This window comes from Streptomyces thermoviolaceus, assembly GCF_045209695.1.
Taxonomy (GTDB): Bacteria; Actinomycetota; Actinomycetes; order Streptomycetales; family Streptomycetaceae; genus Streptomyces; species Streptomyces thermoviolaceus.
Window position 1 is genome coordinate 2,172,863 of the sequence record NZ_CP109280.1, and the last position, 13,206, is coordinate 2,186,068.

The window sequence follows — 13,206 nt, forward strand, 5'->3', positions numbered from 1 at the left end:
GGGCGCACCCCGCGCCGCCGATGCGCCCGCCCACGCCACCGAGGGCGCTCTCTCACCACCGGCCGCAGAGGCCAGGAGAGCCCCCTCCCCGTCGTCCGTGGACGCCGAGGCCGCCCCTCACTCGTCCGCGGACGGCGAGGCCGCCCCTCACGCCGGCCGCAGATGCACGATGTCCCCGGCGCCCACCGGCTCGCGCTCGCCCGTGTCGGTGGCCAGGACGAGCCGGCCGTCGCCGTCCACGGCGACCGCCTCGCCGACGAGCGACCGGTCCCCCGGCAGCTCCGCCCTCACCCGGCGGCCCAGCGTCGCGCAGCCCGCCGCGTACGTCTCCTGCAGTCCGCACGCCGCCGGGTCGCCGCCGGTGGCCCGCCAGCGCCCGTACCAGTCCTCCAGGGCACGCAGCACCGCGCGCAGCAGCGGATCGCGGTCCGTGTTCACCGCGCCGGCCAGCACCAGCGAGCCGGCCTGCGGCACGGGCAGCTCGTCGGCACGGAGCGTGACGTTGATGCCGACGCCGACGACCACGCCGTCCCCGGCCCGCTCCGCCAGGATGCCGCCCGCCTTGCGCTCCTCGCCGCCGACGGTGACCAGCAGGTCGTTGGGCCACTTCAGCGCCGTGTCCACGCCGGCCGCCCGGGACAGGGCGGTCGCCACCGCCACGCCCGTGAGCAGCGGCAGCCAGCCCCACCGGGCGACGGGGACCTCCTGCGGCCGCAGCAGCACGGAGAAGATCAGGCCGCTGCGGGCGGGCGCGGTCCAGCTGCGGTCCAGGCGCCCGCGTCCGGCCGTCTGCTCCTCGGCGACGACAACGGCGCCCTCGGCGGCCGTCCCGGCCTCGGCCCGGGCCACCAGGTCCGCGTTGGTCGAGCCGGTGCGCTGCACCACGTCCAGCTCGGTCCACAGCCCTCCCTCCCGCACCAGCGCGCGGCGGAGCGCGGCGGCGTTCAGGGGCGGGCGGTCCAGGTCGGACCAGCGGCTGCGGCCGCCACCGGTGGTGTGCTCTGCTGTATTTCGGGACGTCATGCAAGCCACCCTAGGTGTGGCAAAGACCGCACCGCCGAACGGTGCGGCGACCACTACGCTGCGGTGCGTAACCGTCCCCCCTTCGAGCAGGCAGGGAGCCGCGATCGCGATGTCCGAGCCGCAGCAGCGCCCAGAGAACGACATCGACGTCCGTACGACCGCGGGCAAGCTCGCGGATCTGGAGCGGCGGATCCAGGAGGCGACCCATGCCGGTTCCGAGCGTGCGGTGGAGAAGCAGCACGCGAAGGGGAAGCTGACCGCGCGGGAGCGGATCGCGCTGCTGCTGGACGAGGGCTCGTTCGTGGAGCTGGACGAGTTCGCCCGGCACCGCTCCACTCATTTCGGGCTGGAGCACAACCGGCCCTACGGCGACGGCGTGGTCACCGGCTACGGCACCGTCGACGGCCGCCCGGTCGCGGTGTTCTCCCAGGACTTCACCGTCTTCGGCGGCGCCCTCGGCGAGGTGTACGGGCAGAAGATCGCCAAGGTGATGGACTTCGCGCTGAAGACCGGCTGCCCGGTCATCGGCATCAACGACTCCGGCGGCGCCCGCATCCAGGAAGGCGTCGCCTCGCTCGGCGCCTACGGCGAGATCTTCCGCCGCAACACCCACGCCTCCGGCGTCATCCCGCAGATCTCCCTGGTGGTCGGCCCGTGCGCGGGCGGCGCGGTGTACTCACCCGCGATCACCGACTTCACGATCATGGTCGACCAGACCAGTCACATGTTCATCACCGGCCCGGACGTGATCAAGACCGTCACCGGGGAGGACGTCGGGTTCGAGGAGCTGGGCGGGGCCCGCACCCACAACACCGCCTCCGGCGTGGCCCACCACATGGCCGCGGACGAGAAGGACGCCGTCGAGTACGTCAAGCAGCTGCTGTCCTACCTGCCGTCGAACAACCTGTCCGAGCCGCCCGCCTACCCCGAGCCGGCCGACCTGACGGTCACCGCGGAGGACCTGGAGCTGGACACGCTGGTCCCGGACAGCGCGAACCAGCCCTACGACATGCACACCGTCGTCGAGCACGTCCTGGACGACGGCGAGTTCTTCGAGACCCAGCCGCTGTTCGCGCCGAACATCCTCACCGGGTTCGGGCGGGTGGAGGGCCACCCGGTGGGGATCGTGGCCAACCAGCCGCTGCAGTTCGCCGGCTGCCTGGACATCGACGCCTCGGAGAAGGCGGCACGGTTCGTGCGGACCTGCGACGCGTTCAACCTGCCGGTGCTCACCTTCGTCGACGTCCCCGGGTTCCTGCCCGGGGTCGGGCAGGAACACGACGGCATCATCCGCCGCGGCGCGAAACTGATCTACGCCTACGCCGAGGCCACCGTGCCGCTGATCACGGTGATCACCCGCAAGGCGTTCGGCGGCGCCTACGACGTGATGGGCTCCAAGCACCTGGGCGCGGATGTGAACCTGGCCTGGCCGACCGCGCAGATCGCGGTCATGGGCGCCCAGGGCGCGGTGAACATCCTGCACCGGCGCACCCTGGCCGAGGCCGAGGCGAACGGCGAGGACGTCGAGGCGGTACGCGCCCGGCTCGTCCGCGAGTACGAGGACACCCTCCTCAACCCCTACATCGCCGCCGAACGCGGTTACATCGACGCCGTCATCGCCCCCTCCGAGACGCGTTCCCACATCGTCCGCGGCCTGCGTCACCTGCGCACCAAACGGGAAACCCTTCCCCCCAAGAAGCACGGCAACATCCCCCTGTGAGGAACGCTGTGATCAAGGTCGTCCGAGGCAACCCGACCCCCGAGGAGCTCGCCGCCGCCCTGGCGGTGGTCAGGGCGCGCGCCGCGGCGGCGGCCTCGCTGCCGTCCGGCGCGCCCGCGGCACGGGACTCCTGGGCCGACCCGGCCCGCATCGCCGCGCACCGGCTGCCGCAGCCCGGTCCGACGGCCTGGGCCCGCACCTACTGGCCCAGCTGAACCGCCCGCCGCACGCGGCCGCCCGGTCGGCGCCGGGACCGCGTGCGGCAACTTGAGTACGCGTACTCAGGCGCCGGTCCGGCCCGCGGCCGGACCATCGAAGGCATGCTGTGGTCCGACCCGGGAGACGAGCCGCCGAAGGAACTGCGCGAGACGCAGACGATGCTCCGGCGGCTGGGCCTTCTCATGGCCGCGGCCATGGTCCTGGCGATGGTCGTGATCGGCGTGCGGTGACCGGTCGGACTGCCGTCCGGCCACGGGAGCGGGGGCGAGTGCGCCGCCCGGCGCGGATACGCTGAGCGCATGACTGACCAGCCGCGACGCCGACTCGTTCTCGCCTCCCAGTCCCCCGCCCGGCTGGGCCTGCTCCGCCAGGCCGGCCTGGACCCCGAGGTGATCGTCAGCAGGGTCGACGAGGACGCCGTCACCGCCCCCACTCCCGCCGAGCTTGCACTCGCGCTCGCCGAGGCCAAGGCGTCCGTGGTGGCGGCCCGCCCGGAGGCGCAGGGCGCCCTGGTGATCGGCTGCGACTCGGTGCTCGACCTGGACGGCCGGGCCCTGGGCAAGCCCGCCGACGCCGAGGAGGCCGTCGCCCGCTGGAAGGCGATGCGCGGGCGGGCCGGCACCCTGCAGACCGGGCACTGCGTGTGGGACACGTCCACCGGCCGCTACACCTCGGCGACCGCCTCCACGGTGGTCCACTTCGGGGAGCCGACGGACGAGGAGATCGCCGCGTACGTGGCCTCCGGCGAACCGCTGAACGTCGCAGGCGCCTTCACCCTGGACGGCCGTTCCGCCCCGTTCATCGACCGCATCGACGGCGACCACGGCAACGTCATCGGCATCAGCCTGCCCCTGGTGCGCCGGCTGCTGGCGGAGCTGGGTGTCGCAATCACCGAGCTGTGGACGCCTGCCACCGACGACTGAGCGGCGCCCGCGGGCGCCCGGCGGCCCGGGGCAGAAGGCACCGGGTCAGGGGGCGCTGGGCTCGGCCGGCGGGGTGACCGGCGGCTGCGCGGCACGGTCGGGACCGGCCTCCTCGGCGTCGTAGGTCATCAGCAGCAGCACGACGAGGCCGAGCACGAGGACCATGAACAGGAACGCCGGCCAGCCCACCAGTCCCCAGGCGAAGGCGCCCAGCAGCCCGTGCACCACGGCCGCACTGATCAGCAGGATCCGTCCCAGGCCCGCCGGGCGGCGGTCCCGCACGGCGACCGCCGCGGCGGCCACCCCGCACAGGGCGAAGTAGAGCCCGAAGACCACCCCGCCGGCCTTCGACGAGGTCGCCATCAGGTCCGCGTCCAGGCCGGCCAGGGACATCCGCTGGCGGTGGACGACCTCGCCGAGGAACCAGTTGACCGCGGCGATGCCGAGCGCCTCGGCGAACAGGACCACCGTCACCAGCCACGCCACCGGTCTGCGCACCACCGGCCCCACCCACTTCCGACGCTGGCTCCGCCCGGAGCCGTGTTACCGCGAGTACAGTCCGACGGCGAGAACGCTACAGCGGCTACCCCCCTTCTCGTCAGGGGTCCGGATGTCGACGATCCGGCGGGCGGTCGCTCCGAACGTTCCGGGGATGGTGGACGCCTCGAACGTTCCAGGGGTCGTGGACGCAGGGAGAGGGTCCCGCGAACGGCGAAGAATCGTTGGGCCATTCGTAGGATCTCCACAAAGAAATGCGGCGGGCCGCAGCATCCCCTCACAGAGACCTTGACCACACCGAAAGGCTAGGGTTCTCCCGAGGAGCCCTGCGTGCCACCGGTGCGACTTGGGCATTTCGCGGGTCGAGCAAGCCTCGCATCACGCTCCGTGTGGGCAAGCTCACCATCGGGGACGGGTCGAAGTGCCGTGTCGGCTGTCCCTAAACTCGGCTTGTTTCAAGGAGGGAGCCTCAATCGTGCGCAAGGTGCTCATCGCCAATCGTGGCGAAATCGCTGTCCGCGTGGCCCGGGCGTGCCGGGACGCCGGGATCGCGAGTGTGGCCGTGTACGCCGATCCGGACCGGGACGCGCTGCACGTCCGTGCCGCGGATGAGGCCTACGCCCTGGGCGGTGACACCCCGGCCACGAGCTACCTCGACGTCGAGAAGGTGCTGAAGGCCGCGAAGGAGTCCGGCGCCGACGCGATCCACCCCGGCTACGGCTTCCTCTCCGAGAACGCCGACTTCGCGCAGGCCGTCCTGGACGCGGGCCTGATCTGGATCGGCCCGCCCCCGCAGGCCATCCGCGACCTGGGCGACAAGGTCGCCGCCCGCCGTATCGCCCAGCGCGCCGGCGCTCCCCTGGCCGCGGGCACCCCGGACCCGGTCTCCGGCGCGGACGAGGTCGTCGCCTTCGCCCGCGAGTACGGCCTGCCGATCGCGATCAAGGCCGCCTTCGGCGGCGGCGGCCGCGGCCTGAAGGTCGCCCGCACCCTGGAGGAGATCCCCGAGCTGTACGACTCCGCCGTCCGCGAGGCCGTGGCCGCCTTCGGCCGCGGGGAATGCTTCGTCGAGCGCTACCTCGACCGCCCCCGCCACGTCGAGACCCAGTGCCTGGCCGACAAGCACGGCAACGTCGTCGTGGTCTCCACCCGCGACTGCTCCCTGCAGCGCCGCCACCAGAAACTCGTCGAAGAAGCCCCCGCCCCCTTCCTGACCGACGAGCAGACCGCCGAGCTGTACCGCGCCTCCAAGGCCATCCTCAAGGAAGCCGGCTACGAAGGCGCCGGCACCTGCGAATTCCTCATCGGCCAGGACGGCACCATCTCCTTCCTCGAGGTCAACACCCGCCTGCAGGTCGAACACCCCGTCACCGAGGAAGTCGCCGGCATCGACCTCGTCCGCGAGATGTTCCGCATCGCCGACGGCGAGGAACTCGGCTACGACGACCCCCCGCTGCGCGGCCACTCGATCGAGTTCCGCATCAACGGCGAGGACCCCGGCCGCAACTTCCTGCCCGCCCCCGGCACCGTCACCCGCTTCGCCCCGCCCACCGGCCCCGGCGTCCGCCTGGACACCGGCGTCGAGACCGGCAGCGTCATCGGCCCCGCCTGGGACTCCCTCCTCGCCAAGCTCATCATCACCGGCCGCACCCGCACCGAAGCCCTCCAGCGCGCCGCCCGCGCCCTGAACGAGTTCCAGATCGAGGGCATGGCCACCGCCCTGCCCTTCCACCGCAAGATCGTCACCGACCCCGCCTTCGCCCCCGAGATCCACGGCCAGGAAGGCCCCTTCACGGTCCACACCCGCTGGATCGAGACCGAGTTCACCAACGACATCCCGGCCTTCACCACCCCCGCCGACACCGACACCGACGACGACACCGGCCGCGAGACCGTCGTCGTCGAGGTCGGCGGCAAGCGCCTGGAGGTCTCCCTGCCCGCCTCCCTGGGCATGTCCCTGGCCCGCACCGGCCTCGCCGCCGGCGCCAAGCCCAAACGCCGCGCCGCCCGCAAGACCGGCCCCGTCGCCACCGGCGACACCCTCGCCTCCCCCATGCAGGGCACCATCGTCAAGGTCGCCGTCGAGGACGGCCAGCAGGTCCAGGCCGGCGACCTCGTCGTCGTCCTCGAGGCCATGAAGATGGAACAACCCATCAACGCCCACAAAGCCGGCACCATCAAGGGCCTGACCGCCCAGGTCGGCGCCTCCATCACCTCCGGCGCCCCCATCTGCGAGATCAAGGACTGACGTCAGGCCCTGCCCCACGCCCGGCGCTCACCCGAACGCCGCCGGGCGCCTCGTGGCCTCGTCGGGCCGGTTCAGCGCCGACGCAGGTCGGCCACCCGGGCGGCCCGCTCGGAGGGCTGCTCGGCGCCCAGCGGGGCCGAGCGCAGCGCGGAGGGACCGGCGACCTGACCGCGGCGCGGTCCGGGCAGTGCGACGTCCCGGCGGCGTTCCGAACGCGCGGGCTGCTGCTCGTGCACGGGCTTGCCCGTCGGGCCGGCCACGGAGATCTGCACGCCCTGGTCGGCCAGGGCCTGCAGCTCGGTGGCCGCGCGCTCGTCGTGGGCCGGGGGCTCGTTGGTCACCAGGCGGGTGATCAGTTCGGTGGGGACGGTCTGGAACATGGTGTCCGCGCCGAGCTTGGTGTGGTCGGCGAGGACCACCACCTCGGCGGCGGCCTGCACCAGTGCCCGGTCGACGGACGCGGAGAGCATGTTGGACGTGGACAGGCCCCGCTCGGCGGTGAGCCCGCTTCCGGACAGGAAGGCCTTGGAGACGCGCAGCCCGTGCAGGGACTGCTCGGCCCCGGAGCCGACGAGCGCGTAGTTGGAGCCGCGCAGTGTCCCGCCGGTCATCACGACCTCCACCCGGTTGGCGTGGGCGAGCGCCTGCGCGACCAGCAGCGAGTTGGTGACGACGGTCAGGCCGGGGACCCGGGCGAGCCGGCGGGCCAGTTCCTGGGTGGTCGTCCCCGCTCCGACGACGATCGCCTCGCCCTCGTCGACGAGGCCCGCGGCGAGGTCGGCGATGACGGTCTTCTCCGCCGTCGCGAGGTGCGACTTCTGCGGGAAGCCGGACTCGCGGGTGAACCCGCCCGGCAGTACGGCACCGCCGTGCCGGCGGTCGAGCAGCCCTTCCGCCTCCAGTGCGCGCACGTCCCGCCGTACGGTCACTTCGGAGGTCTGGACGACGCGGGCGAGTTCACGGAGCGACACCGCGCCGTTGGCTCGCACCATTTCGAGGATCAGTTGGCGACGTTCAGCAGCGAACACGAAACAGACAGTAACGCCAGCGACCGTCTGCTTTCAGCGGTTTGCGCCGAATAACAGAAGTTGTTCGCACGGCGGGGCAGGAAGTGGTATATGCGCCCGCCGTGCCGTCGGGGCCCCGCACGGCCGGTGACCGTCCGTGACCGGCGGTGCCGGGCCCCGGTCCGCGGCCGTGCACGGCGGCTGACCGGGGGCTTCGGGCGGGCCGCGAGCGGACTCGCACGCCCGGCCCTGGTCCCGGCGCCGGGTGTCACGCCTCGGCGGTCACCTTGCGGGTGTGCAGCTGCCGGGCGACCTCGGCGATCGAGCCCGACAGGGAGGGGTACACGGTGAACGCGTTTGCGATCTGTTCCACCGTCAGGTTGTTGTCGACGGCGATCGAGATGGGGTGGATCAGTTCCGAGGCGCGCGGGGCGACGACCACGCCGCCGACCACGATGCCGGTGCCCGGACGGCAGAAGATCTTGACGAAGCCGTCCCGGATGCCGTGCATCTTCGCCCGCGGGTTGCGCAGCAGCGGCAGCTTCACGCAGCGGGCGTCGATCCGGCCGGCGTCCACGTCGGCCTGGGTGTAGCCGACGGTGGCGATCTCGGGGTCGGTGAAGACGTTGGAGCAGACCGTCTTCAGGTCCAGCGGGGCCACCGCGTCGCCGAGGAAGTGGTACATGGCTATCCGGCCCTGCATGGCCGCCACCGACGCCAGGGCGAACACGCCGGTCACGTCGCCGGCCGCGTACACGCCCGGAGCCGTCGTCCGAGAGACCTTGTCGGTCCAGATGTGACCGGACTCGCGCAGCCGGACGCCGGCCTCCTCCAGGCCGAGGTTCTCGGTGTTGGGGACGGCGCCGACGGCCATGAGGCAGTGGGTGCCGGTGATGACCCGGCCGTCCGCGAGCGTGACCTCGACCCGGTCGCCGACCCGCTTGGCCGCGGCGGCACGCGAGCGCGCCATCACGTTCATGCCGCGCCGCCGGAAGACCTCCTCCAGCACGGCCGCCGCGTCCGGGTCCTCGCCCGGCAGCACCCGGTCACGGGAGGAGACCAGCGTGACCTTCGAGCCCAGCGCCTGGTAGGCGCCCGCGAACTCGGCGCCGGTGACGCCGGAGCCGACCACGATCAGTTCCTCGGGCAGCTCGGTGAGGTCGTAGACCTGGGTCCAGTTCAGGATGCGCTCGCCGTCCGGCTTGGCGTCGGGCAGCTCGCGCGGGTGACCGCCGGTGGCGATGAGCACGGCGTCCGCGGTGAGCGTCTCCTCGCTCCCGTCCGCCGCGGTGACGACGACCTTGCGCGACCCGTCGAGGGCCTGCACGCCCTCCAGCCGTCCCCGGCCGCGCACGACCCGCGCGCCGGCCCGGGTCACGGCCGCGGTGATGTCGTGGGACTGGGCGAGCGCCAGCCGCTTCACGCGCCGGTTGACCTTGCCGAGGTCCACGCCCACCACCCGGGCGGGCTGTTCCTTGTGCGGGGTGTCGTCGGCGACGATGATGCCCAGCTCCTCGTGGGAGGAGTCGAAGGTGGTCATCACCTCGGCCGTGGCGATCAACGTCTTCGACGGCACGCAGTCGGTGAGCACCGACGCTCCGCCCAGACCGTCGCAGTCGACGACGGTCACCTCCGCACCGAGCTGCGCGGCCACCAGCGCCGCTTCGTATCCGCCGGGTCCGCCACCGATGATCACGATCCGAGTCACGTACTCCATTGTCCCGCACCCTTCAAGGTCATACGTCCCGGGGGGCGACGGAGCGGCCGGAACGGCCGCTACCACTGCCGTACCCTTCGACGCATGTCGCTCTACGCCGCCTACGCCGGCAACCTCGACGCGCGGCTGATGTCCCGCCGTGCCCCGCACTCGCCGCTGCGCGCCACGGGCTGGCTGAACGGCTGGCGGCTGACCTTCGGCGGTGAGGACCTGGGCTGGGACGGCGCCCTGGCGACGGTGGTGGAGGACCCGCTGAGCCAGGTCTTCGTCGCGCTGTACGACATCGCCCCGATGGACGAGGAGTCCTTGGACCGCTGGGTGGGCGTCGGCCTCGGCTGGTACCGGCGCATGCGGGTGCGCGTCCACACCCTCGACGGCGAGGAGTCCGCCTGGCTGTACGTCCTCGACGCCTACGAGGGCGGTCTGCCCTCCGCCCGCTACCTGGGCGGGATCGCGGACGCGGCGGAGTCGGCGGGCGCACCCCACGACTATGTGATGGAGCTGCGCAAACGCCCGTGCTGACCGGGGACGACGCCCCCGCCGACCGCCGACGTCCCTAGAATCGGGTGACCGACCAGGACGGGAGACGCCATGGCCCCCATCGCCACGTACGACGTCTACTTCACCGAGCAGGCAGCAGCGGCCCGCGACCGGTTGGACGACCAGCAGCGTCCCGCGTTCGACAAGGGCATCGCCCTTCTGGCCCGCGATCCCTTCCTGCCGGTCTCCCGCCCCATCGGCTCCACCGGTGACGACCGCACGATCCGGCTCACCCAGAACATCCTCGTCGAATACACGGTCAGCCGCGGCCGGCTGCTGATCTTCATCGTCGAGGTCTTCAACGACAAGGACGTCCTGGTCACGGACGAGGGCTGAGGCGCCCGTACGGGCTCCGCCGGAAACGACACGGCAACGATCCGTTTCCCGCGCACCCGGCATCTACGCGCGTAGGCGATTTCGAGCTACCCTCGTCCGCGTGAACGCAACTGAACTTCCGGACGACCTCCAGGGCGACCCGTACGCCGCCGCCGACGCCGCCGCGGCCCGCCTGCGCGAGCTGACGGGCGCCGACACCCACGACGTCGCCCTCGTGATGGGCTCCGGCTGGGCGCCGGCCGTCGACGCGCTGGGCACCCCCGACGCGGAGATCCAGGTCACCGAGCTGCCCGGCTTCCCGCCGCCGGCCGTCGCGGGCCACGGCGGCAAGATCCGCTCGTACCGCACGGGGAGCAAGCGCGCCCTGGTCTTCCTCGGCCGCACCCACTACTACGAGGGACGCGGCGTCGCCGCCGTCGCGCACGGTGTGCGCACCGCGGTCGCGGCCGGCTGCAAGACCGTGGTGCTCACCAACGGCTGCGGCGGCCTGCGCGAGGGCATGCGCCCCGGCCAGCCGGTGCTGATCAGCGATCACATCAACCTGACGGCGACCTCCCCGATCGTCGGCGCCAACTTCGTCGACCTCACCGACCTGTACTCGCCGCGCCTGCGCGCCCTGTGCAAGGAGATCGACCCCAGCCTGGAGGAGGGCGTCTACGCCCAGTTCCCCGGCCCGCACTACGAGACCCCGGCCGAGATCCGCATGGCCCGGGTGCTGGGCGCCGACCTGGTCGGCATGTCCACGGTGCTGGAGGCCATCGCCGCCCGTGAGGCGGGCGCCGAGGTGCTCGGCATCTCCCTGGTGACCAACCTGGCCGCCGGCATGACGGGCGAGCCCCTCAACCACGAGGAGGTCCTCCAGGCCGGCCGCGACAGCGCCACCCGCATGGGCGCCCTGCTCGCCCAGGTCCTGGAGCGCCTGTAACCACCACCCGCACCCGCGGGACGTCCCGGGGCGGTCCGTACCCCCGCGCACGCCGCACAGGCCGCGGGGGTTCGTCCGTCCCCCGCCGCGCCCGGCGGACCGCGCACCGGACGGTGACCTCTGCGCCGGTGCCGGCACCGCACTCCGCGGCGGCACCGGCGCGGACGCCCGCGCCCGTCCCGCCCCGCCCGCAGGCACCCCCGCCGTCACGGCCGGAGGCACCCGGCCGAAGCACCCGCACCCACACGAGAGGCTGACGCAACCGTGCACGACGATCTCATCGCACGGGCCAGGGCATGGCTCGCCGAGGACCCCGACGCCGAGACGCGCGCCGAACTCGCCGCCCTGATCGACCAGGGCGACACCGAGGAACTCGCCGCCCGCTTCGCCGGCACCCTCCAGTTCGGCACCGCCGGCCTGCGCGGCGAACTCGGTGCCGGCCCGATGCGGATGAACCGTTCCGTCGTCATCCGCGCCGCCGCCGGCCTCGCCGCGTACCTGAAGAAGAACGGCACCCCGCACGGCGGCGAGAACGCCGGCCTGGTCGTCATCGGCTACGACGCCCGCCACAAGTCCGCGGACTTCGCCCGGGACACCGCCGCCGTGATGACCGGAGCGGGCCTGCGAGCCGCCGTGCTGCCCCGCCCGCTGCCCACCCCGGTCCTCGCCTTCGCCATCCGGCACCTCGGCGCGGTCGCCGGCGTGGAGGTCACCGCCAGCCACAACCCGCCCCGCGACAACGGCTACAAGGTGTACCTCGGCGACGGTTCGCAGATCGTGCCGCCCGCCGACGCGGAGATCGCCGCGGAGATCGACGCGATCACCAGCCTGGACGCGGTCCCCCGACCCGAGTCCGGCTGGGAGGTCCTGGGCGACGAGGTCCTTCAGGCCTACCTCGCGCGCACCGACGCCGTCCTCGCGCCCGGCTCCCCCCGCACGGCGCGCACCGTCTACACGGCGATGCACGGCGTCGGCAAGGACGTGCTGCTCGCCGCGTTCTCCCGGGCCGGCTTCCCGGCGCCCGTCCTCGTCGTCGAGCAGGCGGAGCCCGACCCGGACTTCCCGACCGTGGCCTTCCCCAACCCGGAGGAACCCGGCGCGATGGACCTGGCCTTCGCCACGGCCCGCGCGGCCGAGCCCGACCTGGTGATCGCCAACGACCCGGACGCCGACCGTTGCGCGGTGGCCGTCAAGGACGGCGCCGACTGGCGGATGCTGCGCGGCGACGAGGTGGGCGCGCTGCTCGCCGCCCACCTCGTCAGGCGCGGTGTGCAGGGCACCCTGGCGGAGTCCATCGTCTCCTCCTCGCTGCTCGGCCGGATCGCCGACCAGGCGGGCCTGCCCTACGCCGAGACGCTCACCGGCTTCAAGTGGATCTCCCGCGTGGAGGGCCTGCGCTACGGCTACGAGGAGGCCCTCGGCTACTGCGTGGACCCCGACGGCGTGCGCGACAAGGACGGCATCACGGCGGCGCTGCTGGTCACCGAGCTGGCCTCGCAGCTGAAGGAGGAGGGCCGCACCCTGCTCGACCTCCTGGACGACCTCGCGGTCGAGCACGGCCTGCACGCCACCGACCAGCTCTCGGTGCGGGTGCAGGACCTGTCGCTGATCGCCGACGCCATGCGCCGGCTGCGGGAGCAGCCCCCGGCCGAGCTCGCCGGCCTGCCCGTCACCCGCGCCGAGGACCTGACCCGGGGCACCGACACGCTGCCCCCGACCGACGGCCTGCGCTACACCCTCGACGGCGCCCGTGTGATCGTGCGCCCCTCCGGCACCGAGCCCAAGCTGAAGTGCTACCTGGAGGTGGTGATCCCGGTCGCCGACCGCGCCGGCCTGCCGGCGGCCCGGGCGAAGGCGGCCGAGGTGCTGTCGGCGCTCAAGCGCGACCTGGCGGCGGCAGCGGGCATCTGACGTCCAACGCCCGGACGTCTGTACGTTCATCTGAACGACGCATCTGTACGACGCATCTGTACGACGACGGCGTCCCGGCGGTCCTCGCGGACACCGGGGCGCCGTCGTCGTACGGGGGCGTGCGGGTGCTCTCCCGTGG

At 73.0% G+C, this 13,206-nt stretch carries 13 protein-coding genes; 9 read left to right on the forward strand and 4 right to left on the reverse strand.

The features are described from left to right. Positions 1-147: 147 nt before the first annotated feature. Positions 148-1,023 (reverse strand): biotin--[acetyl-CoA-carboxylase] ligase, encoded by an 876-nt coding sequence (locus tag OG899_RS09400; RefSeq protein WP_168131903.1) that lies wholly within the window; start codon positions 1,021-1,023, stop codon positions 148-150. Between the two features lie 109 nt (positions 1,024-1,132). Between OG899_RS09400 and OG899_RS09405 the strand changes: the two genes are divergently transcribed. From OG899_RS09405 to OG899_RS09420, 4 genes are all read left to right on the forward strand, one after another. Further along, the gene (locus tag OG899_RS09405; RefSeq protein ID WP_406310984.1) at positions 1,133-2,743 is read left to right on the forward strand and encodes an acyl-CoA carboxylase subunit beta; all 1,611 of its coding nucleotides are present in this window, start codon (positions 1,133-1,135) and stop codon (positions 2,741-2,743) included. Next, on the forward strand, positions 2,740-2,958 hold the full coding sequence (locus tag OG899_RS09410) for an acyl-CoA carboxylase epsilon subunit (protein WP_251506988.1): 219 nt from the start codon (positions 2,740-2,742) through the stop codon (positions 2,956-2,958). The genes OG899_RS09405 and OG899_RS09410 overlap by 4 nt, the downstream gene beginning before the upstream one ends. Positions 2,959-3,063: 105 nt before the next feature. Beyond that, complete coding sequence (gene mmpB / locus OG899_RS09415; RefSeq protein ID WP_260604228.1) at positions 3,064-3,192, forward strand: morphogenic membrane protein MmpB; 129 nt, start codon at positions 3,064-3,066, stop codon at positions 3,190-3,192. A 69-nt stretch (positions 3,193-3,261) separates the two neighbouring features. After that, positions 3,262-3,885: a nucleoside triphosphate pyrophosphatase gene (locus tag OG899_RS09420; protein ID WP_125500840.1), complete on the forward strand. Its 624-nt coding sequence runs from the start codon at positions 3,262-3,264 to the stop codon at positions 3,883-3,885. Positions 3,886-3,930: 45 nt separating this feature from the next. On the opposite strand, the gene OG899_RS09425 is transcribed toward OG899_RS09420, so the two are convergent. Continuing rightward, a complete protein-coding gene (locus tag OG899_RS09425) occupies positions 3,931-4,386 on the reverse strand; it encodes a hypothetical protein (RefSeq protein ID WP_229814419.1) in 456 nt (151 codons plus the stop codon). A gap of 472 nt (positions 4,387-4,858) precedes the next feature. On the opposite strand from OG899_RS09425, the gene OG899_RS09430 reads away from it, so the two are divergent. Next, positions 4,859-6,631: an acetyl/propionyl/methylcrotonyl-CoA carboxylase subunit alpha gene (locus tag OG899_RS09430; protein ID WP_406310985.1), complete on the forward strand. Its 1,773-nt coding sequence runs from the start codon at positions 4,859-4,861 to the stop codon at positions 6,629-6,631. Between the two features lie 71 nt (positions 6,632-6,702). Here OG899_RS09430 and OG899_RS09435 read toward each other — a convergent pair whose 3' ends face one another. After that, positions 6,703-7,659, reverse strand: coding sequence for a DeoR/GlpR family DNA-binding transcription regulator (locus tag OG899_RS09435; RefSeq protein ID WP_168131422.1), 957 nt, complete (start codon positions 7,657-7,659; stop codon positions 6,703-6,705). A gap of 247 nt (positions 7,660-7,906) precedes the next feature. Then, a complete protein-coding gene (locus OG899_RS09440) occupies positions 7,907-9,355 on the reverse strand; it encodes an NAD(P)H-quinone dehydrogenase (protein WP_125500569.1) in 1,449 nt (482 codons plus the stop codon). An 84-nt stretch (positions 9,356-9,439) separates the two neighbouring features. On the opposite strand from OG899_RS09440, the gene OG899_RS09445 reads away from it, so the two are divergent. The 4 genes from OG899_RS09445 to OG899_RS09460 all read left to right on the forward strand — a co-directional run bounded on the left by OG899_RS09445 (position 9,440) and on the right by OG899_RS09460 (position 13,067). After that, a complete protein-coding gene (locus OG899_RS09445; RefSeq protein WP_125500570.1) occupies positions 9,440-9,877 on the forward strand; it encodes a gamma-glutamylcyclotransferase in 438 nt (145 codons plus the stop codon). A 69-nt stretch (positions 9,878-9,946) separates the two neighbouring features. Further along, a complete protein-coding gene (locus OG899_RS09450) occupies positions 9,947-10,231 on the forward strand; it encodes a type II toxin-antitoxin system RelE/ParE family toxin (protein WP_125500571.1) in 285 nt (94 codons plus the stop codon). Positions 10,232-10,331: 100 nt separating this feature from the next. Further along, complete coding sequence (locus tag OG899_RS09455; protein WP_125500572.1) at positions 10,332-11,156, forward strand: purine-nucleoside phosphorylase; 825 nt, start codon at positions 10,332-10,334, stop codon at positions 11,154-11,156. A gap of 264 nt (positions 11,157-11,420) precedes the next feature. After that, positions 11,421-13,067, forward strand: a complete 1,647-nt coding sequence (locus OG899_RS09460) for a phospho-sugar mutase (RefSeq protein WP_168131421.1) — start codon at positions 11,421-11,423, stop codon at positions 13,065-13,067. The last annotated feature ends 139 nt before the right edge of the window (positions 13,068-13,206 follow it).

Coding starts and splice junctions, on each gene's coding strand:
- OG899_RS09400 (WP_168131903.1), bottom strand. CDS start 1,023: ATGACGTCCCGAAATACAGCAGAGCACACCACCGGTGGCGGCCGCAGC.
- OG899_RS09405 (WP_406310984.1), top strand. CDS start 1,133: ATGTCCGAGCCGCAGCAGCGCCCAGAGAACGACATCGACGTCCGTACG.
- mmpB (WP_260604228.1), top strand. CDS start 3,064: ATGCTGTGGTCCGACCCGGGAGACGAGCCGCCGAAGGAACTGCGCGAG.
- OG899_RS09420 (WP_125500840.1), top strand. CDS start 3,262: ATGACTGACCAGCCGCGACGCCGACTCGTTCTCGCCTCCCAGTCCCCC.
- OG899_RS09440 (WP_125500569.1), bottom strand. CDS start 9,355: ATGGAGTACGTGACTCGGATCGTGATCATCGGTGGCGGACCCGGCGGA.
- OG899_RS09445 (WP_125500570.1), top strand. CDS start 9,440: ATGTCGCTCTACGCCGCCTACGCCGGCAACCTCGACGCGCGGCTGATG.
- OG899_RS09450 (WP_125500571.1), top strand. CDS start 9,947: ATGGCCCCCATCGCCACGTACGACGTCTACTTCACCGAGCAGGCAGCA.